Raw genomic sequence first — 25,672 nt, 5'->3', positions numbered from 1 at the left:
CCCCTCGGGGAGAGGTCGGATTGCCCCGAATTGGCCTTCGCAATTCGGATGGCAATCCGGGTGAGGGGGGCTTTTCCACCTGCGATCGATCCGCCCGCGAACGGGAGGACTATCGGTGACGAGACGGCTGACGGCCTACGATCTGCAGAGCGCCAAGGGCAGCCGCAAATGGCTTCAGCTGCATGTCGACACGCCGGCGGAGGCTGCCGCCGCGGTCGCCTGCGACATCGTCATCCTCTCCTGCGAGCCCGACCACAATCTGGAAGCCATCCGCCAGGCGGCGCCGCATGCGTTCCTCTCCGTCGGCATGCCGCATGGCGCGGTCGCTTCGCCTGATGAGGCTGTGCGGCTGGGCTTCGCCATGATGAAGCGCGGCGCCGATGCGGTCTATTCGTCGCATTCGCCGCGCTTCATCGAGGCCATGGCGGCCGAGGGGATCCCCGTCACCGGCCATGTCGGCCTGGTGCCGAACCGCGCCACCTGGACGAATTTCCGCGCCGTCGGCCGCACGGCCGAGGAAGCCTTCAAGGTGCTGCGCGCGGCGAAGGACCTGGAGAATGCGGGCGCCGCCTGCATCGAAGTGGAAGTCGTGCCGGTGCGCCTCGCCGAGCATATCACGCGCTCGACGCCGCTGATCACCATGGGCATGGGCTGCGGCAGCGCCTGCGACACGCAATATCTCTTCTCCTGCGATGTGTTGGGCACCCACACCGGCCACTATCCGCGCCACGCCAAGCGCTACGCCGACTTCGTCACGCTGGAGGCCGAGCTGCAGGAAAAGCGCGTCAGTGCCTTCCGCGCCTTCGGCCGCGACGTCGCCGCTGGCGCCTATCCGGAAGCGAAGCATCAGGTGGACATGGACGATGCCGCCTATGACCGCTTCCTCACCCTCGCGCAATCCTTGTGAGACCAGCCATGGACGACCTCAAATACGGCACGCGCAACAAAAGGGGCGACTGGGCGCCCAACGAACCGGCCGGCACGGCACCGCTCTTCACCTTCCCGCCGCGGCCGCTGGCGCTGCTGAAATGGCTGCCGCATTACCTCTTGCCCTACAATCTGCTGTTCGCCCTCTCGGCGGTGGCGTGGTGGCATTTCGTGCTGCCTGACGTCGAGACGATGAAGACACTCTCTGTCGGCTGGATCCTGCGGCTCTTCCTCGTCAACTGTGCGGCGCTGCTGGTCTTCTTCGGCGCCTTCGAGCTTCGACTCTACATTTTGAGGGCCCAGGGCAGCCGCTTCAAATACAACGGCAAATGGCCCTCGGAGCAGAAGAGCAAGGCCTTCTTCTTCGAGAACCAGAACATCGACAACATGCTGCGCACCTTCGGCACCGGCATGCCGATCTGGACGGCGATCGAGGTGGCGATCCTTTACGCCTATGCCATTGGTCATGTGCCTTGGCTGACCTTCGCCGAGCATCCGGTCTACCTGTTCTGCCTGGCGCTGGCGGTGCCGATCATCCACGAGACGCATTTCTTCCTGCTGCACCGGGCGATCCACTGGGGTCCGCTCTACAAATGGGTGCATTCGGTGCACCACAATTCGGTGAACCCGTCGCCCTGGTCGTCGCTGTCGATGCATCCGGCGGAGCAGCTCGGCTATCTCGGCGTGGCGCTCTGGCACCTGATCATCCCATCGAACCCGCTGCTCGCGCTCTACCAGCTACACTATGCCGGCTTCGGCGCCATTCCCGGCCATGTCGGCTTCGACAAGGTGGAACTGACCGAGGACACGGGCGTCGATAGCCACGCCTACATCCACTACCTGCACCACAAATATTTCGAGGTGAACTACGGCGACGGCTTGATCCCGTTCGACCGCTGGTTCGGCACCTTCCACGACGGCAGCAAAGAGGGCGAGGCTCGCATGCAGGCCCGCTACGAGAAGAAGAAGGCGCGCGCCAACGCTGCTGCCGCGAAATGACGCCCGAACAGACAGCAAGGTGGATGGCCTTCGGCCATCCGCCTAGCCATCCCGCAAGGGCCGGAGACAAAAGCGGGGTGAACCGGCACCCATCTGCAAAGGGAGGAAACCCGTGAAGAAACTTCTCATCTCGGCGGCTTTAGCCACTCTGTGGTCGACGGCGTTTGCCGCGACTCTGTCGATGCCGGCAACTGCATTCGCCGCCAAGCTCGGCGTCTCGATCGTCAATTTCGACAATAATTTCCAGACGCTTCTGATGCACGGCATGCAGGACCGCGCCAAGGAGAAGGGCGCCGACATCCAGGTCGAAGATGCCCAGAACGACGTCGCCAAACAGCTCGACCAGGTGAAGAATTTTATCGCCAGCGGCGTCGACGCCATCATCGTCACGCTGGTCGACACCAATGCCTCGAAAACCATCAGCGAGGAGGCGGCCAAGGCAGGCATTCCGCTGGTCTTCGTCAATCTCGAGCCGGTCGACATGGCGAAGCTGCCGGAGAAGCAGGTCTATGTCGGCTCCAATGAAGTCGAGTCCGGCACGCTGGAAGCCTTCGAGGTCTGCAAGCTGCTGCGCGCCAAGGGCAAGTCGGCCGGCGCCACCGCCTACATCGTCATGGGCAGCCTCGTGCACCAGGCAGCACTCCAGCGCACCAAGGATGTCGAGCAGATCTTTGCCACCGACATGTGCAACTTCATCAAGGTCACCGACAAGCAGTCGTCGGAATGGTCGCGCGACAACGCGCAGAACCTGATGACCAACTGGCTGACCGCCGGCCCGGCCCCGGACGCCGTCATCGCCAACAACGACGAATCCGCCATCGGCGCCATCCTCGCGCTGAAGGCCAACGGCGTCGACATGAAGAACGTCGTGGTCGGCGGCATCGACGCCACCCAGGATGGCCTGCAGTCGATGAAAGCGGGTGATCTTTCCGTCACCGTCTTCCAAAACGCCAAGGGGCAGGGCGGCGGCGGTGTCGACGCGGCACTCGCGCTCGCCAAGGGCGAGAAGGTCGACCGCGTCGTCTACGTGCCGTTCGAGCTGGTGACGCCGGTGAACGCGGCGGAGTACCTGGGCAAGAACTAGAGCTTGGGATTACGGCGGGACTCCCCCTCATCCGGCCGCTTCGCGGCCACCTTCTCCCCGAGGGGAGAAGAGGTTGGCGCCGGCGCTGACATGCTCCTCTCCCCTCGGGGAGAGGTCGGATTGCCCCGAATTGCCTTTGCAATTCGGTTGGCAATCCGGGTGAGGGGACGTTCGCCATGCAAAAAGGAAAAGAAATGACCGGCTGGATCAGGGCCTGCGGCCTCGACGACATCGAACAGGAAGGCGCCCGCCGCTTCGATCACGGCGGCAAGACCTACGCGGTCTTCCGCTCGCCCGACGACGAAGTGTTCTGCACCGACGGGCTCTGCACGCACGAGGCGGTGCACATCGCCGACGGGCTGGTCATGGACTACGAGGTCGAATGCCCAAAGCATTCCGGCGCCTTCGATTATCGCACGGGAGCGGCCAAGCGCCTGCCGCCCTGCATCAACCTCAGGACATATCCTGCCAAGGTGGAGGCGGGGGAGGTGCTGGTGGCGGTGGGGTAGGGCGCTGCTAATCTCCCCCCTTGAGGGGGAGATGTCGCCGAAGGCGACAGAGGGGGTGCCGCGCGTAAAGCGCCAACCTCTTCCGCGACGGAAATCACGTCGGCGCTCCATGCGCGGGTACCCCTTCTGGCCTGCCGGCCATCTCCCCCTCAAGGGGGGAGATCAGCCGTCGCGCCGGCTTTCGCCAATTGCAAAAGCGCCTCGCTAAATCCCTTCCCCATCGACCAGCGGCACGTCCTCGCCCTCCCATGGGCTCGGCATCGACGCGCGCCCGGCGGTGGGCAGCGGCATCCAGCATCTGAGCTCCGGCTCGGCATATTCGACCACGCGGCCCGGCGAGGAGTCGGACGCCCGCCAGCCTTCCTCGCCGAACTGGTCGGCGCGCGACCAGTAGGCCATGTCGACCTCCGCCGGTCCCTGCTCGGACGAGCGCACCGTGACCAGGATGCGGCTGCCGTCCCTCGGCGCGCTCGCCATGTTGCGCCAGTGGTCGGTCTCGTCCATGTGAATTCCTCCTCAGTCTATCGCCGCAATAGTCGCCGCCCGCCGGGGAGGGGTCAACCCGAACTTGGCGCAAGACAGAAATATCGTTCAGAGCTAATATGTTCCCGACCGCAATCGGATAGACGACGATGGGCGAAGGATTGCTGTCTCAAGCCACTCGCCTCGGGCCGGTCCACCTGAAGGTGACCGATATCCCGGCGGCTTTGACCGTCTGGCGCGACACGCTTGGACTCGAACCGATTGGCGAGAACGACGCGACCGCAGCGCTCGGCGCCGGCGGCAGGACGCTGATCGTGCTCCATGCCGGAGCGCAGACACCCCTGCCGCAGAAATCGCGCGATCTTTTCCACGTCGCCATCCATGTGACGACCCGCCGCGATCTCGCTCATGCCGCCGCCCGCCTCAAGGCGTCGGGCCTGAGATACAGCGCCCAGGACCATCTGGTTTCGGAATCGCTCTACGTCTCCGATCCATCCGGAAACGGCATCGAGATCTGTTTCGACACGCCGGAACGCTTCCTGCGCCGGGAAGTTTCGGCCGAGGGCCGCGTGGCGCTGATCGCCACCGACGGCAGCGCGCATTCCGGGCTCGAGCCGTTGGACGTCCCGGGCCTGCTGCGCGATCTCGGCAATTCCGGCCATGTCGAGCCGAGGATGGCTGCGGACGCCTTCATCGGCCACATCCACATGCGTGCCCGCACGCCGGAGGCGCTGATGCAATTCTATGTCGGCGTGCTCGGCTTCAAGCCGCATATCCAGTCCAGGACCTTCGGCATGTTCGACTGCGGCACCGAACGTCGCGCCCATATGATCGCCTTCAACATCTGGGCGCGCGACGAACTGCGCGAGCCGCCGCCGAATGCGGCCGGCCTCGATCATTTCACGGTCGAGCTTGCGTCGGCCGAGCAGCTTGATGCGGTGGGTTCCAGGCTCAATGTCGCCGACGTGTCGGTGAAAAAGATCGAGGGCGCCATCGAGGCCGCAGATCCAGAGGGCAATCGCTTGCGGCTCGTTGTCCAGGAAGAGTGATTTTCGCGGGCTGACTTGCTTCAGGGAGGAGGGGAAGAATGTCGATCGAGGTGATTGGAACCGGCTTTGGCCGGACCGGTACCGATTCGATGCGCGAGGCGCTGACGATGCTCGGCTTCGGGCCGTGCCACCACATGTTCGAGGTCATGACGCATGACGAGCAGAAGCGGCTCTGGCGCGCCTTGGCCAAGGGCGTCGCGCCGGACTGGAACAGGCTCTTTGCCGGCTATAAATCATGCGTCGACTGGCCGTCGGCGCATTACTGGCGCGAACTGATCGAAGCCTATCCGCAGGCGCGCGTCATCCTCACCTGGCGCTCGCCCGAAAGCTGGTGGGAGAGTTTCCAAAAGACCATACTGCCGGCCATCGCCGACAGCCGGGACCAGGATTCGCTGGGCATTTCGCTCGTCTCGAAGCAGGTCTTCGGCGGCCGCCCGCAGGACCGGGCGCATGCGATCGCCGTCTACGAGGCCAATGTCGCGGCGGTGCTCAACACCGTGCCGGCCGGGCGCCTGCTGGTCCACAAACTCGGCGACGGCTGGGAGCCGCTCTGCGCCCATCTCGGCGTCCCGGTGCCGGCCGAGCCCTATCCCAACCGCAACACCACGAAGGAGTTCCGTGTGGCGCGTTCGTTGCAGTGAAGGAAGTAGTGAATAGTGAATAGTGAACAGGGCGCGTCCACGCAGGCTGATTTCCTGCTCACTATTCACTGCCGACTACTGACTCCCTCCCTCACACATGCACGTCGCCGAACGACAGCTCGCCGTCGTCGGCCCTGATCAGGAAAGCCGCGGCGAGCATGCCGATATAGAACACCACCACGCCGCACACCACCGCGATGCCGGGGATAGGACCGAGCGTCGCCACCCGGAAGGTGTCGAGCAGCGAGGCGCCGAAGCCGATCGGCGAGCCTTCGCGCGACAGGCTGGGCGTGGTGATCTTCAAGACCCAGGCGAGCATCAGGATCGTGTACATGAAGACGTAGTTGCGGCGCAGCCGCCTGATCAGCGCCGAACGCTGCGAGATCAGGAAACGCGGCGAGCGCAGGCCTTCGCCGAGGATGGCCAGCCAGTTGGAGGCGTAGTCCGGCTGCGGCGAAAAAATCTGTGCGAAATAATAGCGCTCGAACTGGCGGACCCTTGCGCGATAGACGTCGAAGAAGCGGTAGCGGCGCGCCTCGATCCACAAAAGCAGCGTGATCAAAAGCATGGCGAAGAGCAGCACGCCGTGATGCGCGCTCGGCGTCGACAGCGACACCGACAGCATCGCGGCAACGACCGTGATCGACCAGTTGCTGGTGCGGTCGAGCCGGTCGCGCCAGCCGGCCATGCGTGCGATCTCGGCGCGGTGAAAATGCGACATCGTGGTCGCGAATTCGGACGAGGTCAGCTTCAGCGCGAACGCGTCGGACCCTCGCGGCGCGGCGGCCGCCTCGGCTGGTTTTATGGTCTGGACCTGAGACATCCCCGTGCCACGTGCCTCCCGCCGTGGCCGGCCGAATAAGCCGGCCACACCCCATATAACACAATGTGCGGCCGGGCTGAAATGTTCCCGCCCTTTCAGGCGGATAGGTCAGGATGCGATGGGGGGCATCGCCCGCTTTGAAGCCGCCGGAAACGGCACCACCTCGGCCTCGGGCCGGGCATATTGGGCGGTAGCGACCGCCTCGATCACAAGGTCGAGCGCGGCGAGCGCCGTGCGGCTGGTTTCGTCGTCGCCGCGCAGATAGTGACAGGCCCTGTCGAGGTGCAGGTGGGCGGCGGCAAAGTCGCTTTTCATTAGCTTCTCCTTATTGCCCGCCGTGTCTCGACCATGCGCGAGTCGCTTTACCCAAACGCAAACATCCACAACCGCATTTGAATTGAATTGTAGACGTGGCAGCTGCCAGTCTCCCCTCTCGTGGGGAGATGCCCGGCAGGGCAGAGGGGGCGCTGTCCAATCTGCCTCTCAGCTGTTGCAGCCACGTCTATGGCCTTTAGAATGAGGCGTAGCCGGGGGGGTTTAAACCGTGAGTCAGCGCTCTAGGGCGCCCCTCCCTGTCCTGCCGGACATCTCCCCCACCAGGGAGAGATTACGCACTCCACCGCCGTGCAACCGAAGCACGCGCGAAACCGTTATGGCGAAGCATAATTGAGGGGTGCATGATTTTGTCCTTCCTACCCAATCGGCGCTGGACGATCGGGCTTGGCGGCGCAGCATTTGCGCTGATGCCGGTTGTCGCCTTCGCCGCCGAGAAGAGCGGCATGTCCAGCGAAGGCATCTTCGTTCTCGAAGTCATCCTGCTGCTCGTCGTCGGCCGCGGCATCGGCGAATTGCTGGAGCGCCTCGGCCAGCCGGCGGTGATGGGGCAGCTGATCGGCGGTATTCTGCTCGGGCCTTCGCTGCTCGGCTGGCTGTGGCCGGCGGCCGAGCGCGTGGTCTTTGCCGGCGATGCCGCGCAAAAGTCGATGATCAACGCCATCGCCCAGCTCGGCGTCTTGATGCTTCTCCTGCTCACCGGCATGGAGACGGATCTGCGGCTGGTGCGCCGCGTCGGCCGCGCCTGCTTTTCCATCTCCGCCGCCGGGGTCGCCGTGCCTTTCGTGCTCGGCTTCGTGGCGGCGCAGTTCATGCCGGCCTCGCTGCTCGCCACCGGCAGCGAGCGTGTCGTCGCCGGCCTCTTCCTCGGCACCGCGCTGTCGATCTCCTCGGTCAAGATCGTCGCCATGGTGGTGCGCGAGATGAACTTCATGCGCCGCGACCTCGGCCAGATCATCGTCTCCTCGGCCATCATCGAAGACACGATCGGCTGGGTGATCATCGCCATTACCATCGGCATCGCCACTCATGGCCGCATCGAGGCCGGCAGCCTGGCCTTCACGCTGGCCGGCGTCGCTCTCTTCATGGCGTTTTCCTTCACGCTCGGCCGCCGCATCGTCTTCGACGCCATCCGCTGGACCAACGACACTTTCCGTAGCGAATATGCAGTCGTCACCGTCATCCTCGCCATCATGGGCGCCATGGCGCTGATCACCGAGCTGATCGGCGTCCATACCGTGCTCGGCGCCTTCGTGGCCGGCATACTCGTCGGCGAGTCGCCGATCCTGTCGCGCCACATCGAGGGCCAGCTGCGCGGCGTCATCACCGCGCTTTTTATGCCGGTGTTCTTCGGCGTCGCGGGCTTGTCCGCCGACCTCACCGTGCTCATGGACTCCGAGCTCGCGCTGCTCACCGTGGCGCTGGTGGCCATCGCCAGCATCGGCAAGTTCGGTGGCGCCTTCATCGGCGCTGAACTTTCCAGCATGAGCCGCAGCGAGGGCATCGCGGTCGGCTGTGGCATGAACGCGCGCGGCTCGACCGAGGTCATCGTCGCCTCGATAGGCCTGTCGATGGGCGTGCTTTCGCACAACCTCTTCACCATGATCCTGACTATGGCCGTTATCACCACTCTGGCCATGCCCCCGACGCTGCGCTGGGCTCTCGGCCGGCTGCCGGTCGGCGAGGCGGAGAAGAAGAGGCTGGAGCGCGAGGAGGTCGACCAGCGGGGCTTCATCGCCAATCTGGAGCGGCTGCTGGTGGTGGTCGACGAGGGCGTGGTCGGCCGCTTCGCCGCCTACCTTGCCGGCGTGATCGGCGCCGGCAAACCGATGACGGCGCTGCATGCCAGCGGCGAAAGCGACGCCGAGCCCGGCGAAGCGGCGCATCTTGACGAGATCGAGAAGGGCGCCGAGGAGGGCCGCGAGGCGGCGAAGGAAGCCGACGAGGAGCCGGCGCGTGAAGCGCCGCTCATGCGCCGCCGGCACGAGGCGCCGCTCTCGGCCGAGGCGGTCGCCAAGGAAGCGCGCAAGGGCTATGGCATGCTGCTCATCGGTCTCGGCCGCGCGTTGACCTCGAAGGGCAGCTTCTCGCGGCGCCTGAACGAGGTTGCCGGCGCCTTCGACGGACCGCTCTGCCTGGTGCTGAAGCCGACGAGCGCCGGCCGGCATATGCCGAGGCTCAGCCCCCAGTCTGGCCGGATCCTGGTGCCGGTCAACGGTACGTCGGTCGCCCGCCGAGGCGCCGAGCTGGCGCTTGCCATTGCCGCCGTCACCGGTGCGCCGGTCAAGATGCTTTATGTCGCGCGGGTCAGCCGCGACGAGCCGCGCGATACCGTCTCGCATCGCCGCAGGGAGGCTGTGCTGAAGGACATCGTCGCGCTTGCCGACCGCTATGGCGTCGAGATCGAGACCGCCATCCGCTCAAGGGCCGCCGCCGCCGATGCCATTGCCCGCCAGGCCGGCAGGAACGTGGCGTTGATCGTCATGGGCGTGGCGCGCCGGCCGGGCACCGAGCTCATCTTCGGCGAGACGACGAGCGGCGTGCTGCAGCGCTGCCCGTGCCCGGTGGTGCTGATCTCCGACGCGCGCCTGCGCCGCGACGACGAGGGCAGGGAGGCGCTGAGGTCGGGGACGGGCACGGGGTGAGCCAATCTCCCTCTTGTGGGGAGGCCAGAGGGGGCGATGTCCCGGCAGGGACCGTTGAAGCAGTACGGGTGGAGAGGAGCGCAGGCGTTGCCCGCCTGCGAAAAGGTCTGGCTATTGTCGGTCGTAAAGGGCAGTGGCCGCGATGAGGCGCACCAGCTCCGCCTGTCGCCGCGTCTCCGTCTTTTCGAATATGTGCTGCAGGTGGGTGCGCGCTGTGGTCAGGCTGATATCGAGCTCATCTGCGACCGCCTGCAGCCCTTCGCCGCGTGCGATCGCCATAGCCACGACTGCCTCGGCCGGGGTCAGCCGATAGAGATTGCGCAACTGGTCCTGCGCGGTCCGCGGCGTGCTGTCCGGATCGGCCACGAACACGATCGCGGCAGGGCGACCTGCCACGAACCACGTCGACTCGATAGTCAGCGGCGCCACCAGCACGCTCAGCGGCCTGCGCGGCTCGGGTCGTGTGAGCGCCATCACGCCGCCGGCGGCATCCGATCGCTCGGCGGCCGCGGTGATCAACCGCTGAAATTGCGTGGTATCCGCCGATCTACTTGCGCGAAGCACGGATCTCTCGGTCCTGATCCCATCGGCCTCGGCGAGCAGTGACGCAGCCGCCCGGTTGGCGAACAGGATCTCGCCGTTCGCCGCCACGATCAGTACGCCCTGGGCGACACGGTCGAGCGCCGCGGCATTGGCATCCCTGGCGAGCTCGGAGCGCGAGAGCCGCAGCCTCACGCTTGCCGCGCGGACCAGGTGCGGCCCGACGCGGCGCAGGCGGTCGAGATGCTCGGGCTCGAAATCGCCGGCCGTCTTGGCGCGTCCACAGGTGAACACGACGCGCATGTCCGGCTCGTTGGCGAGCACGACCCCGATCGGGTGGCACATGTCGCCGGGCCGGCAAAAGTCGTTATAGAACTCGGAGCGCTGGTAGCTCTCGCGCGGCAGCAGGTTCCACACCGGAATCAACGTGCCGGCGGGCAGCCTGGCGATACGCGGCAGGAATACATTGGTCTTGTAGTAGTACCGCGCATAGGTGAGGTCCGCCTCCGGCGGCATGCGTACCGAACTCGCTTCGCTGCGCGATGTCCTCGCGTTCTGGAATGTCAGCTTGGTGGCGGCGCCCTCGAGGAAATCCGACAGCATCTCGAGAACTTGCGGCCAGCGGCCGGGCTCAACCGCCGCATCGTAAATCTGCCCGACCAGTCGATCGAAGTCGTGGACGCGCGCTTCTGACATCTGTCCTGGCCGGAATTTACCGCTCCTCACCCGACGGACCCGCAGTTTGCCGGAAGCCGGTTTCACTGACAACCATTTCCCCGCCGGTCCCGCGCCGCATCTCATATGTTCATATGAGGCGACCGCCCGACGTTACGTGTAACTATTTGCCGGTGCAAAACCATTTCTATCGCGGGAGACTCGGATGCAAACGCGGGTAGCAGCTGGTACTCAGACCGATTGGAATGGCACGCACTACGAAGCGCTTCTGACGCCGCGCGAGACCGGCGGAAAGTTTGGAGCATTTGCATCCCATGCTGGTCCGGGCGATGGACCGCCGCGCCACCGTCATCCCAAGTCCGACGAAGTCTTCGTCATTCTGCAAGGGCGGCTGCGCTTCTGGCGTGCCGGGGAAGCTTCCGAACGCACCGCCGGAGACATATTCTACATTCCCGCTGGCGTTGAGCACGCGTTCGTCGTCGTTGAGCGTGCACGATGGATCGCCATTCTGTCTCCAGGTGGTCTCGAAAGCTTTTTCCCGACGGTTGCCGCGCAGGGGCTGGAGATTCCGCGCGATCTTGCGGAAATCAAAGCGATCGCGGCTCAATTCGATATGGAGATTACCGGGCCGCCCTTGGCCGTCGCTGGACCGTAGGCGATCGCCGATCTCCCCCTCGAGGGCCTGCAAGGGGGGAGATTGGCGCTTAGCCGCCGGCTCCTCCTCAGCCACGGTTGACACCGTCGCCCCGCCCTCGGATTGTCCTTCCTCCACCGATCATCGAAGGGCAAATCACTATGACATTGTCGGGTTTTGCCGCCTATTCCGGCGCGCTGGCGATCGCCGCCATCATCCCAGGGCCGCAGATCGTCGCCATCGTGGCGCAGGCGCTGCGGAGCGGCTACCGGCAGGCGGCCTGGATGACCGCCGGCATGGTGCTGGGCGACGTGCTCTACCTCGCCGCGGTGCTCGCCGGCCTGGCCTTCATCGCCGAGACCTTCAGCTTTCTCCTGATCGCCATCAAATGGGCGGGCGTTGCCTATCTCTGTTTTCTTGCCGTCCAGTTCTGGAGGGCGGGCGAGAGCTTCGAAGCGTCTGAAAGTGGCGTGGCGCGCAACGGCGGCAACGCCTTCCTCTCCGGCGTGCTGGTCACGCTCGGCAATCCGAAATCGGTGCTGTTCTACATCTCGATCCTGCCGACAGTGGTCGACATCGGCGCGCTGTCCGCTTTCGACGTGCCGATCCTTCTGGCTATCACCGCTATCATTCTGGCCGCGGTGCAATTTCCCTTCGCGGTCGCCGGCGCGAAGACCCGCCGCACGTTGCAATCGCCGCGCGCCACACGCCTGTTCAACCGCGGCGCCGCGGTCTGCATGGGCGGGGCGGCGGCGACGATCGCGTTGAGGAACTGAACACGGCGATCCGACGCCCACGCGAGGAAATCTGGCGCCGCCACGGCGGGCTTTCTTCTGTATGAGGAAATTCTAATATAAAATCCGCGTCGGCAGAGTTTCGACGAGAGGGGGGCGCGCCGGATCCCGGTCCTGATGATTTACAACGGGAGGAGAAACGTGATGGCCGCCTACCTGATTGCAGATGTCGATGTCACCGACATGGCCATGTTCGACGAATACAGGCGCGAGGTGCCGGCAACCGAGGCCCGCTACGGCGGGCATTATCTGGCGCGGGGCGGCGCTACGCGGCTGCTTGAAGGCGACTGGGAGCCGCACCGCCTGGTCATAATCGAGTTTCCCGACATGGCCGCGCTCACCGCGTGGTACGACTCGCCGGAGTATGAGAGGCTGAAGCAACTCCGCTTCCGCTGCGCCCATACACGCATCATAGCCCTCGAAGGGGTGGCGCCGGCCTGACGGTTCAAGAACTGACGGGCGCCGTTCACTTGCCTTCGAAGAAACAATGGATCGCGGCGTCCAGCTTGCCGATGAGCTCGGCGTTGCGCGTGCTGCCGGCCCAGATCAGGGCGTTGAGCCGCATGTCCTTATTGAGGAAGTTCACCTTCCGGGTGGCCAGCAGATATTGCGCGACCTCGAGGTGGCGTCCCTTGATCGCCTCGATGAGCGCGCTGTTGCGTCCCGTCTTGTCGGCGAGGTTGACGTCGGCGCCATGCTCGACGAGCAGCTTGACGACGCCCAGATGCCCGTTTCTTGCGGCTTCGATGAGCGGGGTCCTGCCGTAGTAGTCGGCGCGGGCATCGATATCGATCGATGAATGCCTCACCAGCGCCTGGATACAGGCGAGATGACCCTTGGCCGCGGCCAGGCTCAAGGGCGTGCTCTTCCATTTGTTTCTGGAGTTCACGTCGATCGCCGGGTGGCCGATCAAGGTTTCGAGCACCGCGATGCGGCCGTTGTGGGCAGCGAGGTGAAGCGCCGACCAGCCGTCTTCGTCGGCCTGGTTGATGTCCGCGCCCGCCTTGAGTTCCGAGCCAAGCGCATCGGCATCGCCACTCTCCGCCGCGCTCAGCAGGCGGGACCAATTCCTGGCTTCTGCGGCTTCCACGCCTGCGGCCACTGCAATATCCCCGGGATCATGGATCGCGCCGGCCTGGCCGGCATTTCAGATGCAGCGTCTTGGCGCAGAGTTTCACACTCGCCGTCGTCGGGCAAATGGATTTCTCGCCGTTTGAACGCGTAATCTCCCCTCGAGGGGGAGATGCCCGGCAGGGCAGAGGGGTCCTAGCGCGTAGATCGCCGGCGCCCCATGCGAAAGAGAAGGGCGTTGGCGCTTCACGCGCTGCGACCCCCTCTGTAGCCTTCGGCGATATCTCCCCCTCGAGAGGGGAGATTACTCGCGCTACGCCATCTGCAGCCGCTGCCTACTCGGCTGCGGCGGGAAGGCAATCGCGATGCCGGCCGCGCCGAGCCCCACCAGCGCCGAGCCGATGAACAGCCAGGAATAGCTGGCATAGGCGTCGTAGATCATGCCGCCGGCTAACGGGCCGAACGACATGCCGAGGCTGGAGAGCATGGTGGCCGCGCCGAAGACGGTGCCGATGATGCGCGGCCCGAAATATTCGCGCGCCAGCACCGCATAGAGCGGCATGACGCCGCCATAGGTGGCGCCGAAAATGACGGCCAAAACATAGAACTGCTCGAGTTGGCCGACCGCCAGATAAGCGGCGATCACCGCGGCCTGGATGGCAAGGCCGGTGATCAGCACCGGCTTGACGCCAAGCCGGTCGCCGAGCACGCCATAGAGCAGGCGCCCGCCGAGGCCCGCGAGGCCCTCGACACTGTAGATCGAGACGGCGGCCATCGGCGCCACGCCGCAGGCTATTGCATAGCTGACCATGTGGAAGATCGGGCCTGAATGCGCGGCACAGCAGGCGAAGAAGGTCATGCCCAGCACCAGGAATTGCGGCGAACGCAGTGCCTGGCCGACGCTCATGCCGGGATCGTCGGTTGCGGGCGAGGGCATGCTGCCGTCGGATGCCGCGACCGCCGCCGGCGGCTGGCGCACCAGCAAGACCACGGGCAGCAGAAGCACCCAGGCCATGACGCCGATGTCGAACATGGCGGTGCGCCAGTCATAGGCCGAGATCAGCCAGCGCGCGAAGGGCGAAATCGTCATCGGCGCCACTCCCATCCCGGCCGAGACCAGCGACACGGCCAGGCTGCGGTTGGTGTCGAACCACGCGGTGGTGAGCGCGATCATCGGCGCGAAGAAGGCGCTGGCCGCGAGACCGACGATCACGCCGTAGCTGAGCTGGAAGACCAGCAGCGAGTTGGCGCGGCTCGCCACGACCAATGCCAGGCCGAGCAGCACCGCGCCGGCCAGAACGACCGGCCGCGCGCCGACGCGGTCATAGATCGAGCCCCAGGCAAAGCCGCCGATGCCCATCACGAGGAAGTTCAAGGTCATGGCGCTGGAAATGCCGGCGCGCGACCAGCCGGTGTCGATCGACATCGGCTCGAGAAAGATCGCCAGCGAGAACATCGCGCCGAGCGCCACACAGGTCATCAGCGCGCCAGCCGCGACGATGACCCAACGATAGGAATGGTTCATGGTTTTCTCCCATGCCGTAAGGCATCCTGTTTGATGCGGCACGGTTTTTCCAGGCTCATCGTGCCGCTTGCGTCCGAAGGACGCCGGGGGAGAAGCCGATCCTACAATCTGGTTGCATTTTTGTCCGGATTTTTTGGGGGCACCGGCGGTGCAACACAGGGATTCACGCACAGACGCTGGCGTTCCTTCACACCCCCTCTGTCCTGCCGGACATCTCCCCCGCAAGGGGGGAGATTGGCTGTCGTGCAGGCTTTCGCCAATCTTCAACGTCGGAAAGGGGGCGCCGGCGCCGGAGCTGCTGATCTCCCCCTTGCGGGGGAGATGCCCGGCAGGGCAGAGGGGGGCGCTGTCCCGCCAGCGTCTCAAACTGTCAGCAGCCTTCCACTCCCTCATTGACCGCGCACTGGCCCCATCTAGATTGAGCCGTAACAATCAGGAGGAGGCACCACCCCATGCGACTCTACCGCGGCCGGCTCATCGATCACATCCAGTTGGTGGTGCGCGACCTGAAAGCCAGCCGGCGCTTCTACGGCGCGGTGTTCGAGGTGCTGGGCATCCCGGTCGGCGGCGAGGCCGACGACTACTTCTGGGCGGACGAGCTGTTCGTCTCCAGCGCCGACAGCCGCGCGGCGCTCGGCGTGCTCACCGGCCGCCACCATCTTGCCTTCCAGGCGAAGGACCGCGCTATGGTCGATGCCCTCTATCATGCGGGGCTGGCCGCCGGCGGCAAGGACAACGGCGCGCCTGGCGAGCGCCGCTACCACCCAGGCTACTACGCCTGCTTCCTGCTCGACCCCGACGGCAACAACATCGAGGCCGTGTTCCACGGCGAGGCGAAGCGGAGCGCTGCGGCGGTGGAGATCAGTTTTTAGAGCATTTCCGCTCTCATTCCTTCACCGCGCCCGTCATCGAGGACACATAGTGCTCGACGAAGAAGGAATAGAGCACGACGACCGGCAGCGAGCCGATCAGCGCGCCTGCCATCAGCGCTCCCCATTCATAGACGTCGGAGCGGACCAGTTCGGTGAGCACGCCGACCGGCACCGTCTTCTTCTCTGACGACTGGATGAAGGTGAGCGCGTAGATGAACTCGTTCCAGGAGAGCGTGAAGGCGAAGATGCCGGCCGAGATCAGGCCCGGCACCGATAGCGGCAGCACGATCTTGGTGAGGATCTGCCAGCGGGTTGCTCCATCGATGAGCGCGCATTCCTCCAGTTCGAACGGGATCGAACGGAAATAGCCCATCAACAGCCACGTGCAGAACGGGATGAGAAAGGTCGGGTAGGTGAGGATCAGCGCAAACGGCGTGTCGTAAAGGCCGAGGTTGAACACCATCACCGACAGCGGGATGAACAGGATCGAAGGCGGCACGAGATAGGCGAGGAAGACGGCGAGGCCGACCTGGCGCGCGCCCGAGAACCGCAGCCTTTCGATCGCGTAGGCCGCAAGCACCGCGGCCGCCAGCGACAGGAAAGTGGCGGCGGTCGAGATGATCACCGTGTTGAGCAGCCAGCCCGGATAGGACGTCTCGAAGAGCAGGTAGCGTATGTGCTCCAGCGTCGGATGCACGACCCAAAACGGATTGTAGTTCACATAGTCGGTCATCTCGACATTGGGCTTAACCGCCGTGATCGTCATCCAGTAGAACGGGAACAGCAGCACGATCAGAAACACCAGCAGCGGCAGATAGACCGTCACCACCTTCCGCGGCAGGCTCTGCAGATAGCCCATGCCGCCTTCGTCGGTGTCCGGGCGCTCCACTTCCTTGATCGCGACCATGTCAGTCTCCGCCGCCTTGCTGCCACCTGCGTCGTTGCAGGCCGAAATAGCTGAACAGGATCGCCGCCAGCAGGAAGGGGATCATGGCGACGGCGATCGCCGCGCCTTCTCCGAGCTGGCCGCCGGCAATGCCGCGCTGGAACGACAATGTCGCCATCAGATGGGTGGCGTTCACCGGTCCGCCGCGGGTCAGCACGTAGATCAGCTGGAAGTCGGTGAAGGTGAACAACACCGAAAACGTCATGGTGATGGCGATGATCGGCGTCAAAAGCGGCAGCGTCACATGGCGGAACAACTGCCAGCGGCTGGCCCCGTCGAGCGTGGCGGCTTCATAGAGCGACTGCGGGATGGTCTGCAGGCCGGCAAGCAGCGTGATGGCGACGAATGGAATGCCGCGCCAGACATTGGCCGCGATGACGGAAGCGCGCGCATTGGTCGGGTCGCCGAGGAAATTGATGCGATGGTCGATCAGGCCCATCTGCTGCAGCGCCCAGGACAGGATCGAGAATTGCGAATCGTAGATCCACCAGAAGGCGATGGCCGACAGCACCGTCGGCACCACCCAGGGCAGCAGCACCACCGCGCGGAAGAACGACTTGAAGGGCAGCTTCTCGTTCAGGATGAGAGCCAGCCACAGGCCGAGCACGAACTTCAGGATCGAAGCGCTGACCGTATAGAGCAGCGTGTTGAAGACCGAGAGCCAGAATACGCCGTCGCTCCAGAGATATTCGTAATTCTCGATGCCGATATAGATGCCGGGCCGGCCGATGCGGGTGTCGGTGAAGCCGAGCCAGACGCCGAGCCCCAGCGGATAGGTGAGAAAAACCAGGAGCAGCGCCGCCGCCGGCAGCATGAAGCCGAGACCAAGCGTGTTCCGGCTCTCGGCGAGGCGCGACAGGAGCGACGGACGCCGCTGAACGGCAACGGACGGCACGGCCATGGCGCGGGCTCCTTTGGAGGTCTGGTGGAACGGTGGGTGACCGCGCTGTCGCGGCCACCCGTCTTAAGCTGTCCGACGCGATCAGACGCGGTAGTAGCGGTTGGCTCGCTTTTCGGCCTCTTCCATCGCCTCCTGCGGCGTCGCTTGGCCGGTCACTGCCTTGGCGAACATATCCACCAGAACATAGTCGGCCATGGTCGCGGCCGATGCATAGCCGAGCGGCCCGGCATAGCCGTTGGGGCGCAGCGTCGCCGAGGCCTTCGCGTAAGCGGCATTGTTCGGGTCGGCCTTCCAGACCGGATTGTTGTCGAAGGCCTTCAGCGTCTGGCAGCAATAGCCGGCCGACGACGTGACCCAGTCCGTCATCTGCGGGTCCTCGAACATGAATTGCAGGTAGGCTTTGGCGGCGTTGGGGTAGGGCGTGTAGTTGAAGATGACGGCGGTGGTCACCTGGTACAGCTCGACGGACTTCCCGACCGGACCGATCGGCATGTTGGTCGTGCGCATGTCCTTGGCGATCTCGGTCAGTTTCGGATCCTTGTCCTTGTTGACCTTGGCTGTGTTGTAGACGGAAATGCCGTTGGCGATCACGCTCACTTCGCCGGCCAGGAAGGCACGGTTGTTGTTGACGTCGAGCCAGCTTTCGGTGCCGGGAATGAAGGTCTTGTAGAGCTCTTGGGCATACTCGATCGCCTTGAGCGTCTCGGGGCTGTTGATCGTCACCTTGCCTTTCTCGTCGACCATCTGGCCGCCATGGCTCCACAGCAGCCAATGCGCGTAATTGTTGCCGTCGCCGACGCCGTGGCCATGGGTAAAGCCGGCCGGATGGCCCTTCGCCTTGAGTGCCTTGCAGAGCTCGAGGAAGCCGGCGGTGTCCTTCGGGAATTCGGCGAAGCCAGCCTCCTTCATCCAGCTTTCGCGATAGACGATGGCGTTGCCGATGGTGGCGAGCGGCAGGCCGAGGAACTTGCCCTCGCGCGTCGCATACTGCTTCGGGCCGTCGTGCCAGCCGCCATATTTCTTGCCGAGATAGTCGCCGAGTTCCGTCACGTCGAGCAGCTTGTCGGGATATTGGTGCGGGTCGTCGAACCAGACGAACATCAGGTCGGGGCCGGAGCCGACATTGGCGGCGACCGCGGCCTTCGGACGGATGTCTTCCCAGCTCTCCTTGTCGACGCGGACCTCCACGCCCGTCGCTTCGGTGAACCGCTTCGTATTTTTGAGCCACTGGTCCTCGTCGCCCTGCACGAAAGGCGACCAGCGCAGCAGCCGGAGCTTGGCGCCTTCCTCCGGCTTGTAGGTCAGGCCCTCTTGCGCGAAGGCGCTCGAGCCGACGAAACGGCTGCCCAAGGCTCCTGCGGCCGCGCCGGCGGTCGTGCGGATCACGTCGCGTCTGGTGAATTTCATGCTCGTCTCCTCCTGTTGCTTCCTCGTTGCATGGTCTATCGCGCCGCTTCGATCCGCTGGCCTGTTTCGCCGCGGAACAGATGGATGGGACCAGGCTCGACCGACAGCCGAATGGTTTCTCCCGGCGCGAAGGAATGGCGCTCGCGGAAATTAGCGACGATATCCTCGCCGCCGGCCGTCCGGCCGATAATCTGCACCTCTGAACCGGTCGGCTCGATCACCGCCACCGTGACTGGAATGCCGTCGTCGGCCAGCCGCAGATGCTCGGGCCGCACGCCGAGCACGATGGCTTCGCCGTTGCCGATCGAAGGTGGTTTCGGCAAAGGCACGGAGACGCCTCCCGCGCCCCGGAAGGACGGCGCGCCATCGTTTGCGAATGTGCCCTTGAGCAGATTCATGGCGGGCGAGCCGATGAAGCTCGCGACGAAAAGGTTGTTCGGCCGGTCGTAGAGCTCGAGCGGCGGTCCGATCTGCTCGACGACGCCGTCATGCATGACCACGATCTTGTCGGCCATGGTCATGGCCTCGATCTGGTCGTGCGTGACATAGACCGTCGTGGTCTTCAGCCGCTGGTGCAGTTCCTTGATCTCGGCCCGCATCTGAACCCTGAGCTTGGCGTCGAGGTTACTGAGCGGCTCGTCGAACAGGAACACCTGCGGATTGCGCACGATTGCCCGGCCCATGGCGACGCGCTGGCGCTGGCCGCCCGAAAGCTGGCGCGGATAGCGCGACAAAAGCGGCACCAGCCCGAGGATCTCGGCCGCCCGCTTCACGCCGGCATCGCTCTCCGCCTTGGCCACTCCCTTGAGCATGAGCGAAAACGCCATGTTCTCGGCAACCGTCATGTGCGGGTAGAGCGCGTAGTTCTGGAAGACCATGGCCACGTCGCGCTCCTTTGGCGCAACGTCGTTAACGATCCGGCTGCCGATCGAGATATGGCCGCGCGAGATTTTTTCCAGGCCGGCGATCATCCTGAGAAGGGTCGATTTCCCGCAGCCCGAGGGCCCGACCAGCGTGACGAACTCGCCGTCTTCTATGTCGACGCTGACGCCATGCAGAATCTGGGTGGCTCCGAACGATTTGTAAACATCGCCAATCGCGACAGACGCCATCGAATTCCTCCCGATGGTCCCTGCGAGGTCTCGCGGGGAGCCGTTTCCAATCAAGGTGTGGCTGAAACGGATGCCGGCAAGCATCCACCACTGGCGTCGGCGACGTTTGCCCCAGCTCCCCCCGGGTCTCGCGACAGTGAAACGGTAGCGCTACCAAATCCGCCTGTAAAGCGGCGGCGCGCGCCCTTATACTTTCGTCGTTGAGGGCTCACTTGCCAATCAGGAACGCCGCGATCAGCCTCTGCAGGTTCCCGCCCGCGCCGAACTCGACCTTGTCGAAGTCGCGGCTGGCTAGGCGCTGGGCCTTGGAAAGCTGATCGAGATATTGCGTCAGCTCGGCCCTGATCTTGGTGCAGCCGGGGTCATCGGCGACAGTGAGGCCGACGCTGAAGGCGACGATCTTGTCCACCATGTCGACGATGCCGGCGCCATGCACCTTCTCATGCGCGGCGAGCCCGGAGGCGAACGCGTCCCAGCGCGCCTGCACGGCGGGCGCAAGTTTTGCGGCGGGTTTTGGCAAAGTGTAGGTGATGGTGAGTTTTGGCCGCGCCGTCTTCAGCACGCAAGCGCCGGCCTGCGGTTGATAATCCCGCTGCCAGGTCAGCTTGAAGTTGGTGTGCGCGATGGCCCGCCGCTCATTGCCGGCCGAGTCCTTGCCGATCACCGGACCCTTTTCGCCGATCGAGACATAGAGCGCCTCCACTGTCTGGCCCGAGATGGCATAGTTCGCAATTTTCTCGACCGGCTTCCAGTCGGCGAGAGCGGGCGTGGTGAGGAGCAGGGCGGTGAGGAAGGGAATGGTTCGCTGCATGGGGACTCGGTGGGATTCCGGGCGAGGGCCTTGTGCATAGCGGCTAACAGCGGTGGGAGCAAAGAGGGGGTGCTGTCCCGCCGGCGCCCGACTTTGGTGCCCGCCCGGAACCGCCCGGCCCGCTATCCGTTTCTATGCCATCGTCCCGACCCTGGGGGAGGACAAGATGACCCGCAACGAGATCATTTCCGTGCTTGGTCCTGTTGACGAGGCCGTGATCGCCGACATCGCGCTCACCGGCGCCAGCCTCGAGGAACTGCGCGAGGCCTTCGCCTGGATCGGCGCGGACGAAGCGCTGATGAACGAGGGTCGTGCGATGCCCGGCGCGCGCGTGGCGCGGCTGATCGAGATTTTGGAGCCGCCCGAAGACGAGCCGGAGGCGCCGACGGAGTAGCGCCGCCCCTATCTCCCCACAAGGAGGGCGATAGGCGCCGGCGCCGAAGGATAGGTGTTTCTCCCCACTTGCTGCTCCCATACCTCCCGGCATAGCCTGATATGGCCTTGCGGGAGGAGGGGAGCATGGACACCAATGTCGTCATTGTCGGCGCGGGACCGGCCGGTCTGGCCGTCGGCGCTTGCCTGAAACAGGCTGGGCAGGACTTCGTCATCCTCGAAAAGGCCAGCGAGGTGGCGCCGGCCTGGCGGCGGCATTATCGCCGGCTGCATCTGCACACGGTGAAGTCGTTTTCGTCGCTGCCCTTCATGCCGTTCCCCAAAAGCCACCCCCGCTATGTGCCGCGCGAGAAGGTCGTCGCCTATCTCGATGCCTATGCCGAGCGGTTCGGCCTCGAGCCCCGTTTCGGCGTGACGGTGAAATCGATCCACCGCGAGGGCGGAAAATTCCTGGTCGACACCGATGCCGGCGAGATCCGCGCCCGCAAGATCGTGATCGCCACCGGCAACAATGCCGAGCCGATCATGCCGGGCCTTCCAGGCATCGAGGCGTTCAAGGGAGAGGTGCTGCACAGCGCCGCTTACACCGAAGCGGCACCCTATGTCGGCAAGAGCGTGCTGGTCGTGGGCATGGGCAACACGGGAGCGGAGATCGCGCTCGATCTTGCCGAGAGCGGCGCGCAGCCGACGATCTCGGTGCGCAAGGGCGTCCACATCGTGCCGCGCCAGCTCTTCGGCGTGCCGATCCAGATGGTGGGCATAGCCAGCCGGCCGATGCCGCAGGCGCTGAATGACTGGATGTTTCCAAAAATCCTGGATCTCGCGCTGGGCAGGCTGGAGAAATACGGCATCGTGCGGCCGAAGACCGGCATCCTCAAGCAGATCGACGCGGGGCGCATTCCGGTGATCGATGTCGGCACCGTGGCGGCGATCAAAGCGGGCAAGATCGGCATCGCGCCTGACATCGTGAGCTTCACGGAAGACGGCGCGAAATTCGCCGGCGGGCGGGAGAAAAACTTCGACGCGGTGATTTTCGCCACCGGTTATCGGCCAGGCTATGACGGCTTTGTGCCTGCGGAGCTGCGGCCGGGCAAGAGCGGGGTGAATGCCCGTGCCTCGGAGCTCGGCGTCTATCTCGTCGGCTTCTACAATCCGGTCACCGGCCTGCTGCGCGAGATCGGCATCGAGGCGCAGGCGGTCGCGAAGGATATTGCGGGGTGAGGCGTGGCGGAACTGCGTTCTCCCCCCTTGGGGGGCCGGCAGGCCAGAGGGGGTCGCTTCGCGTGAAGCGCCAACGCGCTCCGCGACGAGACGACGCTGGCGATTTACGTGAGGCGACCCCCCTCTGTCGCCTTCGGCGACATCTCCCCCCTCGAGGGGGAGATTAATGGCGCATAAATCGGGTGGCGCCTGTGCAACGCCCATGCGAAGCAAGCCACCTGCACGATAGAGGGACCCGCCATGCTCACGCTCTACGATTACCTGCCATCGCAAAACGCCTGGAAGGTGCGCGTCCTGCTCGGCTTGCTCGGCATCGCTTACGAAACCCACCAGGTGTCGATCTTCGAGGGCGAGAGCCACACCGAGGCATTCCTGAAGCTCAATCCGGCCGGCGCCGTTCCGGCGCTTGGCCTGGAAAATGGCGAGGCGATCGCCGAGTCCAATGCGATCCTCGTCTACCTCGCCGAGGGCTCGCCTTATCTGCCGGCGGATCGCTACCTCCGCGCCAAGGTCATGCAGTGGCTGTTCTTCGAGCAGTATCATGTCGAGCCGGTCATCGGCTCGCTGCGCTTCTGGACGCTGACCGGGCGGCTGCAGCGCAACAAGGCGCTTGCTCCCGGCAAGCGCGAGGCGGGCACCCGTGCGCTCGGCGCCCTCGAGCGCGGCTTAAAAGACACGCCCTTCCTCGTCGGCGACTCGCTCACCATAGCCGACATCGCCGTCTATGCTTATAGCCACCGCGCCGAGGATTGTGGCTTCTCGCTCGCCGACTATCCGGCGGTCAGCGCCTGGACCGGTCGGGTGAGCGAGGCGATCGGCCCCGGCTATCCAGTGCACCCCTACAGCATCGACCCGCATTCGGGCGGCTGAGCCGTGCAACCGGGATCCGGCACGGTCAATGCTTGCTCTTGCCGGAACTCGGGGCGGCGCCGCTGACCGGGATGCGCCTGGCTTTCGCCTGGGCCCGCTGGGTCTTCGGCAGGATCACCGTGAGCACGCCGTTGTGGAAGGCCGCGTTGACCCTGTCTTCCTCGACCTCCGTGCCGACCGGAATGCGCCGCTCGAAGCGCCCGTAGAAGCGCTCCGAGAATTGCCTGTCCTTGTCCTCGCTTTCCGACCGCTTCTCGCCGCGCAGCGTCAGCACGCCCTCGTCGAGCATCACTTCGATGTCCTTCTCCTCCATGCCGGGAACTTCCGCCATGACGCGGATTTCGCTGCCGGTGTCGGAGATTTCGAGGCTCGGCCATCCGGGACGCCCGCCAAAGGCGCCGCCGATCGAGGGCAGCCCGGCGCCGAAGCCGCGGAACGCATCGTCGAGCAGGCGATTCATCTCGCGGTGCAGCACCATGAACGGATCGCGATCGGCGTCGCGATAGAAGCCCGGAACCTGATTGCCTTCCCTGTTCCAGGGAATGAGATCACGAATTGCCATTTCAATGTCCTCCTTCTGGCACGCGCGATGCGGGTGCGACAGTGCCGGGCAACCTTGGCTGTGCGCTTCGCCGGACCGGTCGTTCAGCGCGCCGGCGGCGGCCGGGATGCAGCCTTGCATGTCCTGCGCTCGCACGGGATCGGCAAGTGTCGATCTGGAGGCCGGTCGGCCGAAGTCAAGACTCGCCTAGCGGGCGCGCAGGCGTTTTTTCTTCGGTGCTTTCGGGACGGCCGCCGCTTTGGAAGCCGCCCACTCCCCCGGCATGCCGGTTTCACCGCCGCCGGATGCCTGGAACGGAAGCGCGGGGAGGGCGTTTTCGTCGGAGCAATCGCAGGAAAGTGCGCTGCGGTCTTCCGTGGAATTGGGTCAATGACTGGAGCACCGGCACCGCTCCGGCCTGCTTTCCAGCAACATGAAGCAAGGAGACCGGGAAATGGTTCGCGCTCTCGCTTTCGCAATCCTCCTCACCGCCGGCTTTATCGGCCCGCCCGCCATGGCGGCGGAGGAATACTGGGTCGCCAGGGATGCCGTCTCGAAGCAATGCGAGATCGTGCCGAAGAAGCCGGACGGGACGCTCGTCGTCGATCTCGGCAAGAAGAAATACACTAGCGAGGGGGAGGCGAGGAAGGCGATGGAGGCGTTGCCGGATTGCAAGAAGAAGTGAGGTGCTGGCTGATCGGCGGGTGAGGGCGCTAGCGTTTAGACTGTGAGGTCGAGTTCCTTCGCGCCCCCCTCTGTCCCGCCAGCGTTTCAGTATTGTCCCGACCGCGGCAGCCCCTACCGATCCACCATCGACATGGTCCGCTCGTTATATCTCGGCCCCGACACCTTGTCAGGCGTCAGCGCCATGTCGAGTCCCAGCATCTCGGTGGCGTCGAGCTTGATATCCGCCGCCGCGACATTTTCCTCGAGATAAGTCCGCCGCTTGGTGCCGGGGATCGGCACGACGTCGATGCCGAATTCGGAGCCCTTGGCGGTGAGCCAGGCGATCACCACCTGGCCGGGTTTCACGCCCTTGGCGGCGGCGATGTCACGCACCGTGGCGGCCGCGGCGACATTGGCATCGAAATTCTCGCCCTGGTAGCGCGGGTCGCCGCGCCTGAAATCGCCTTCCGGATACTCTTCGGCGCGTTTGACGTCGCCGGCCAGGAAACCGCGGCCGAGTGGCGCGAACGGGACCAGGCCGATGCCGAGGTCCTTGAGCGCAGGGATGATCTCGGCTTCGAGGTTACGTTCCCACAGCGAATATTCGCTTTGCAGCGCCGAGACCGGATGCACGGCGTGCGCGCGGCGGATATTGGCGATGCCCGCCTCCGACAGGCCGAAGAAGCGCACCTTGCCTTCCTCCACCAGCTCGCCAACCGTACCCGCGACATCCTCCATCGGCACTTCGGGGTCGACGCGGTGCTGGTAGAGCAGATCGATACGGTCGGTGGCGAGCCGCGCGAGCGAGGCGTCAACCACCTCGCGGATATGCTCCGGCCGGCTGTCGCGCCCCGTTCCGTCCTGCTTGCCGTCGACGATGCGGAAGCCGAATTTTGTCGCGATCGTCACCTCATCGCGCCGGCCCTTCAGCGCGCGGCCGAGCAGTTCCTCGTTGAGGAAGGGCCCGTAGACTTCGGCCGTGTCGAGGAAGGTGCAGCCGAGCTCGATCGCCCGGTGCAAGGTGGCGATCGATTCCGCCTCGTCGGCCGGCCCGTAGGACTGGCTCATGCCCATGCAGCCGAGGCCGATGCCGAGACGACGAGCCCCTGGTTGCCGAGTTTCTGCTTGCCCAGGCTCATCTGGCTGTCTCCGGTGAGAAATTAGCGCTTGCGAAATTATAGGGCCGGGGCGGAACACGTC

General features: G+C 64.9%; 27 protein-coding genes and 1 pseudogene. 15 read left to right on the top strand and 13 right to left on the bottom strand.

Annotated elements, in window-relative coordinates:
* Positions 1 to 115: 115 nt before the first annotated feature.
* The 4 genes from EJ071_RS28425 (at position 116) to EJ071_RS28410 (ending at position 3,519) form a co-directional block, all read left to right on the top strand.
* Entirely contained in the window at positions 116 to 907 is a 792-nt protein-coding gene (locus EJ071_RS28425; RefSeq protein ID WP_126100819.1) for a 3-methyl-2-oxobutanoate hydroxymethyltransferase, read from the top strand.
* A gap of 8 nt (positions 908 to 915) precedes the next feature.
* Entirely contained in the window at positions 916 to 1,926 is a 1,011-nt protein-coding gene (locus EJ071_RS28420) for a sterol desaturase family protein (RefSeq protein WP_126100818.1), read from the top strand.
* 112 nt (positions 1,927 to 2,038) lie between these two features.
* Entirely contained in the window at positions 2,039 to 3,010 is a 972-nt protein-coding gene (locus EJ071_RS28415; RefSeq protein WP_189521241.1) for a sugar ABC transporter substrate-binding protein, read from the top strand.
* 194 nt (positions 3,011 to 3,204) lie between these two features.
* Positions 3,205 to 3,519: a MocE family 2Fe-2S type ferredoxin gene (locus EJ071_RS28410; protein WP_126100817.1), complete on the top strand. Its 315-nt coding sequence runs from the start codon at positions 3,205 to 3,207 to the stop codon at positions 3,517 to 3,519.
* Positions 3,520 to 3,723: 204 nt separating this feature from the next.
* Here the strand turns inward: EJ071_RS28410 and EJ071_RS28405 are convergent, their stop codons facing one another.
* Positions 3,724 to 4,023: a hypothetical protein gene (locus EJ071_RS28405; protein WP_126100816.1), complete on the bottom strand. Its 300-nt coding sequence runs from the start codon at positions 4,021 to 4,023 to the stop codon at positions 3,724 to 3,726.
* Positions 4,024 to 4,151: 128 nt separating this feature from the next.
* On the opposite strand from EJ071_RS28405, the gene EJ071_RS28400 reads away from it, so the two are divergent.
* Both EJ071_RS28400 and EJ071_RS28395 read left to right on the top strand, forming a co-directional pair.
* The gene (locus tag EJ071_RS28400) at positions 4,152 to 5,051 is read left to right on the top strand and encodes a VOC family protein (RefSeq protein ID WP_126100815.1); all 900 of its coding nucleotides are present in this window, start codon (positions 4,152 to 4,154) and stop codon (positions 5,049 to 5,051) included.
* Between the two features lie 38 nt (positions 5,052 to 5,089).
* The gene (locus tag EJ071_RS28395) at positions 5,090 to 5,692 is read left to right on the top strand and encodes a sulfotransferase family protein (protein WP_126100814.1); all 603 of its coding nucleotides are present in this window, start codon (positions 5,090 to 5,092) and stop codon (positions 5,690 to 5,692) included.
* 91 nt (positions 5,693 to 5,783) lie between these two features.
* Here EJ071_RS28395 and EJ071_RS28390 read toward each other — a convergent pair whose 3' ends face one another.
* Both EJ071_RS28390 and EJ071_RS28385 read right to left on the bottom strand, forming a co-directional pair.
* A complete protein-coding gene (locus EJ071_RS28390; RefSeq protein WP_126100813.1) occupies positions 5,784 to 6,515 on the bottom strand; it encodes a DUF2270 domain-containing protein in 732 nt (243 codons plus the stop codon).
* 108 nt (positions 6,516 to 6,623) lie between these two features.
* Positions 6,624 to 6,830 (bottom strand): hypothetical protein, encoded by a 207-nt coding sequence (locus tag EJ071_RS28385; protein ID WP_126100812.1) that lies wholly within the window; start codon positions 6,828 to 6,830, stop codon positions 6,624 to 6,626.
* 362 nt (positions 6,831 to 7,192) lie between these two features.
* Here EJ071_RS28385 and EJ071_RS28380 point away from each other — a divergent pair, with 362 nt between their 5' ends.
* On the top strand, positions 7,193 to 9,493 hold the full coding sequence (locus EJ071_RS28380; protein WP_126100811.1) for a cation:proton antiporter: 2,301 nt from the start codon (positions 7,193 to 7,195) through the stop codon (positions 9,491 to 9,493).
* Between the two features lie 111 nt (positions 9,494 to 9,604).
* Here the strand turns inward: EJ071_RS28380 and EJ071_RS28375 are convergent, their stop codons facing one another.
* A complete protein-coding gene (locus tag EJ071_RS28375; RefSeq protein WP_189521239.1) occupies positions 9,605 to 10,729 on the bottom strand; it encodes a helix-turn-helix transcriptional regulator in 1,125 nt (374 codons plus the stop codon).
* A gap of 184 nt (positions 10,730 to 10,913) precedes the next feature.
* On the opposite strand from EJ071_RS28375, the gene EJ071_RS28370 reads away from it, so the two are divergent.
* The 3 genes from EJ071_RS28370 (at position 10,914) to EJ071_RS28360 (ending at position 12,577) form a co-directional block, all read left to right on the top strand.
* Positions 10,914 to 11,363, top strand: coding sequence for a cupin domain-containing protein (locus EJ071_RS28370; protein WP_126100809.1), 450 nt, complete (start codon positions 10,914 to 10,916; stop codon positions 11,361 to 11,363).
* Positions 11,364 to 11,503: 140 nt separating this feature from the next.
* Positions 11,504 to 12,118, top strand: a complete 615-nt coding sequence (locus tag EJ071_RS28365) for a LysE family translocator (protein WP_126100808.1) — start codon at positions 11,504 to 11,506, stop codon at positions 12,116 to 12,118.
* A 162-nt stretch (positions 12,119 to 12,280) separates the two neighbouring features.
* Positions 12,281 to 12,577 carry a DUF1330 domain-containing protein gene (locus EJ071_RS28360; protein ID WP_126100807.1) on the top strand — a complete coding sequence of 99 codons (297 nt, stop codon included), beginning with the start codon at positions 12,281 to 12,283 and terminating at the stop codon, positions 12,575 to 12,577.
* 25 nt (positions 12,578 to 12,602) lie between these two features.
* Here EJ071_RS28360 and EJ071_RS28355 read toward each other — a convergent pair whose 3' ends face one another.
* Positions 12,603 to 13,238 (bottom strand): ankyrin repeat domain-containing protein, encoded by a 636-nt coding sequence (locus EJ071_RS28355; protein WP_126100806.1) that lies wholly within the window; start codon positions 13,236 to 13,238, stop codon positions 12,603 to 12,605.
* A gap of 282 nt (positions 13,239 to 13,520) precedes the next feature.
* Entirely contained in the window at positions 13,521 to 14,732 is a 1,212-nt protein-coding gene (locus tag EJ071_RS28350; RefSeq protein WP_126100805.1) for an MFS transporter, read from the bottom strand.
* Between the two features lie 452 nt (positions 14,733 to 15,184).
* Here EJ071_RS28350 and EJ071_RS28340 point away from each other — a divergent pair, with 452 nt between their 5' ends.
* The gene (locus EJ071_RS28340) at positions 15,185 to 15,604 is read left to right on the top strand and encodes a VOC family protein (protein ID WP_126100804.1); all 420 of its coding nucleotides are present in this window, start codon (positions 15,185 to 15,187) and stop codon (positions 15,602 to 15,604) included.
* Positions 15,605 to 15,617: 13 nt separating this feature from the next.
* On the opposite strand, the gene EJ071_RS28335 is transcribed toward EJ071_RS28340, so the two are convergent.
* From EJ071_RS28335 to EJ071_RS28315, 5 genes are all read right to left on the bottom strand, one after another.
* Positions 15,618 to 16,511, bottom strand: coding sequence for a carbohydrate ABC transporter permease (locus tag EJ071_RS28335; protein ID WP_126100803.1), 894 nt, complete (start codon positions 16,509 to 16,511; stop codon positions 15,618 to 15,620).
* A 1-nt stretch (position 16,512) separates the two neighbouring features.
* Positions 16,513 to 17,451 (bottom strand): sugar ABC transporter permease, encoded by a 939-nt coding sequence (locus tag EJ071_RS28330; protein ID WP_126100802.1) that lies wholly within the window; start codon positions 17,449 to 17,451, stop codon positions 16,513 to 16,515.
* A gap of 81 nt (positions 17,452 to 17,532) precedes the next feature.
* Complete coding sequence (locus EJ071_RS28325) at positions 17,533 to 18,858, bottom strand: ABC transporter substrate-binding protein (RefSeq protein WP_126100801.1); 1,326 nt, start codon at positions 18,856 to 18,858, stop codon at positions 17,533 to 17,535.
* A gap of 35 nt (positions 18,859 to 18,893) precedes the next feature.
* On the bottom strand, positions 18,894 to 19,970 hold the full coding sequence (gene ugpC / locus EJ071_RS28320; RefSeq protein WP_126100800.1) for a sn-glycerol-3-phosphate ABC transporter ATP-binding protein UgpC: 1,077 nt from the start codon (positions 19,968 to 19,970) through the stop codon (positions 18,894 to 18,896).
* Positions 19,971 to 20,178: 208 nt separating this feature from the next.
* Entirely contained in the window at positions 20,179 to 20,781 is a 603-nt protein-coding gene (locus EJ071_RS28315) for a DUF922 domain-containing protein (RefSeq protein ID WP_126100799.1), read from the bottom strand.
* A 166-nt stretch (positions 20,782 to 20,947) separates the two neighbouring features.
* Between EJ071_RS28315 and EJ071_RS28310 the strand changes: the two genes are divergently transcribed.
* The 3 genes from EJ071_RS28310 to EJ071_RS28300 all read left to right on the top strand — a co-directional run bounded on the left by EJ071_RS28310 (position 20,948) and on the right by EJ071_RS28300 (position 23,265).
* On the top strand, positions 20,948 to 21,175 hold the full coding sequence (locus EJ071_RS28310) for a hypothetical protein (RefSeq protein WP_126100798.1): 228 nt from the start codon (positions 20,948 to 20,950) through the stop codon (positions 21,173 to 21,175).
* A 125-nt stretch (positions 21,176 to 21,300) separates the two neighbouring features.
* Entirely contained in the window at positions 21,301 to 22,395 is a 1,095-nt protein-coding gene (locus EJ071_RS28305) for an NAD(P)/FAD-dependent oxidoreductase (RefSeq protein WP_126100797.1), read from the top strand.
* A 240-nt stretch (positions 22,396 to 22,635) separates the two neighbouring features.
* Positions 22,636 to 23,265: a glutathione S-transferase family protein gene (locus EJ071_RS28300; protein WP_126100796.1), complete on the top strand. Its 630-nt coding sequence runs from the start codon at positions 22,636 to 22,638 to the stop codon at positions 23,263 to 23,265.
* Positions 23,266 to 23,290: 25 nt separating this feature from the next.
* Here the strand turns inward: EJ071_RS28300 and EJ071_RS28295 are convergent, their stop codons facing one another.
* Complete coding sequence (locus EJ071_RS28295; protein ID WP_126100795.1) at positions 23,291 to 23,827, bottom strand: Hsp20/alpha crystallin family protein; 537 nt, start codon at positions 23,825 to 23,827, stop codon at positions 23,291 to 23,293.
* A 433-nt stretch (positions 23,828 to 24,260) separates the two neighbouring features.
* Between EJ071_RS28295 and EJ071_RS28290 the strand changes: the two genes are divergently transcribed.
* Positions 24,261 to 24,491, top strand: a complete 231-nt coding sequence (locus tag EJ071_RS28290) for a hypothetical protein (RefSeq protein ID WP_126100794.1) — start codon at positions 24,261 to 24,263, stop codon at positions 24,489 to 24,491.
* Positions 24,492 to 24,604: 113 nt separating this feature from the next.
* On the opposite strand, the pseudogene EJ071_RS28285 reads toward EJ071_RS28290, so the two are convergent.
* Positions 24,605 to 25,611, bottom strand: a pseudogene (locus EJ071_RS28285) (aldo/keto reductase).
* Positions 25,612 to 25,672 lie beyond the last annotated feature (61 nt).

This window comes from Mesorhizobium sp. M1B.F.Ca.ET.045.04.1.1 (assembly GCF_003952465.1).
Taxonomy (GTDB): Bacteria; Pseudomonadota; Alphaproteobacteria; order Rhizobiales; family Rhizobiaceae; genus Mesorhizobium; species Mesorhizobium shonense.
This window is presented reverse-complemented; position numbering and strand designations above follow the sequence as displayed.

What these genes read in the sequence shown, in the direction of transcription:
- EJ071_RS28360 (WP_126100807.1), top strand. Translation starts at nt 12,281, where the DNA reads ATGGCCGCCTACCTGATTGCAGATGTCGATGTCACCGACATGGCCATG.
- EJ071_RS28335 (WP_126100803.1), bottom strand. Translation starts at nt 16,511, where the DNA reads ATGGTCGCGATCAAGGAAGTGGAGCGCCCGGACACCGACGAAGGCGGC.
- EJ071_RS28390 (WP_126100813.1), bottom strand. Translation starts at nt 6,515, where the DNA reads ATGTCTCAGGTCCAGACCATAAAACCAGCCGAGGCGGCCGCCGCGCCG.
- EJ071_RS28365 (WP_126100808.1), top strand. Translation starts at nt 11,504, where the DNA reads ATGACATTGTCGGGTTTTGCCGCCTATTCCGGCGCGCTGGCGATCGCC.
- EJ071_RS28290 (WP_126100794.1), top strand. Translation starts at nt 24,261, where the DNA reads ATGGTTCGCGCTCTCGCTTTCGCAATCCTCCTCACCGCCGGCTTTATC.
- EJ071_RS28295 (WP_126100795.1), bottom strand. Translation starts at nt 23,827, where the DNA reads ATGGCAATTCGTGATCTCATTCCCTGGAACAGGGAAGGCAATCAGGTT.
- EJ071_RS28315 (WP_126100799.1), bottom strand. Translation starts at nt 20,781, where the DNA reads ATGCAGCGAACCATTCCCTTCCTCACCGCCCTGCTCCTCACCACGCCC.
- EJ071_RS28400 (WP_126100815.1), top strand. Translation starts at nt 4,152, where the DNA reads ATGGGCGAAGGATTGCTGTCTCAAGCCACTCGCCTCGGGCCGGTCCAC.
- EJ071_RS28305 (WP_126100797.1), top strand. Translation starts at nt 21,301, where the DNA reads ATGGACACCAATGTCGTCATTGTCGGCGCGGGACCGGCCGGTCTGGCC.
- EJ071_RS28375 (WP_189521239.1), bottom strand. Translation starts at nt 10,729, where the DNA reads ATGTCAGAAGCGCGCGTCCACGACTTCGATCGACTGGTCGGGCAGATT.
- EJ071_RS28300 (WP_126100796.1), top strand. Translation starts at nt 22,636, where the DNA reads ATGCTCACGCTCTACGATTACCTGCCATCGCAAAACGCCTGGAAGGTG.
- EJ071_RS28350 (WP_126100805.1), bottom strand. Translation starts at nt 14,732, where the DNA reads ATGAACCATTCCTATCGTTGGGTCATCGTCGCGGCTGGCGCGCTGATG.
- EJ071_RS28420 (WP_126100818.1), top strand. Translation starts at nt 916, where the DNA reads ATGGACGACCTCAAATACGGCACGCGCAACAAAAGGGGCGACTGGGCG.
- EJ071_RS28310 (WP_126100798.1), top strand. Translation starts at nt 20,948, where the DNA reads ATGACCCGCAACGAGATCATTTCCGTGCTTGGTCCTGTTGACGAGGCC.
- EJ071_RS28395 (WP_126100814.1), top strand. Translation starts at nt 5,090, where the DNA reads ATGTCGATCGAGGTGATTGGAACCGGCTTTGGCCGGACCGGTACCGAT.
- EJ071_RS28370 (WP_126100809.1), top strand. Translation starts at nt 10,914, where the DNA reads ATGCAAACGCGGGTAGCAGCTGGTACTCAGACCGATTGGAATGGCACG.
- EJ071_RS28340 (WP_126100804.1), top strand. Translation starts at nt 15,185, where the DNA reads ATGCGACTCTACCGCGGCCGGCTCATCGATCACATCCAGTTGGTGGTG.
- EJ071_RS28410 (WP_126100817.1), top strand. Translation starts at nt 3,205, where the DNA reads ATGACCGGCTGGATCAGGGCCTGCGGCCTCGACGACATCGAACAGGAA.
- EJ071_RS28405 (WP_126100816.1), bottom strand. Translation starts at nt 4,023, where the DNA reads ATGGACGAGACCGACCACTGGCGCAACATGGCGAGCGCGCCGAGGGAC.
- EJ071_RS28380 (WP_126100811.1), top strand. Translation starts at nt 7,193, where the DNA reads ATGATTTTGTCCTTCCTACCCAATCGGCGCTGGACGATCGGGCTTGGC.
- EJ071_RS28330 (WP_126100802.1), bottom strand. Translation starts at nt 17,451, where the DNA reads ATGGCCGTGCCGTCCGTTGCCGTTCAGCGGCGTCCGTCGCTCCTGTCG.
- ugpC (WP_126100800.1), bottom strand. Translation starts at nt 19,970, where the DNA reads ATGGCGTCTGTCGCGATTGGCGATGTTTACAAATCGTTCGGAGCCACC.
- EJ071_RS28385 (WP_126100812.1), bottom strand. Translation starts at nt 6,830, where the DNA reads ATGAAAAGCGACTTTGCCGCCGCCCACCTGCACCTCGACAGGGCCTGT.
- EJ071_RS28325 (WP_126100801.1), bottom strand. Translation starts at nt 18,858, where the DNA reads ATGAAATTCACCAGACGCGACGTGATCCGCACGACCGCCGGCGCGGCC.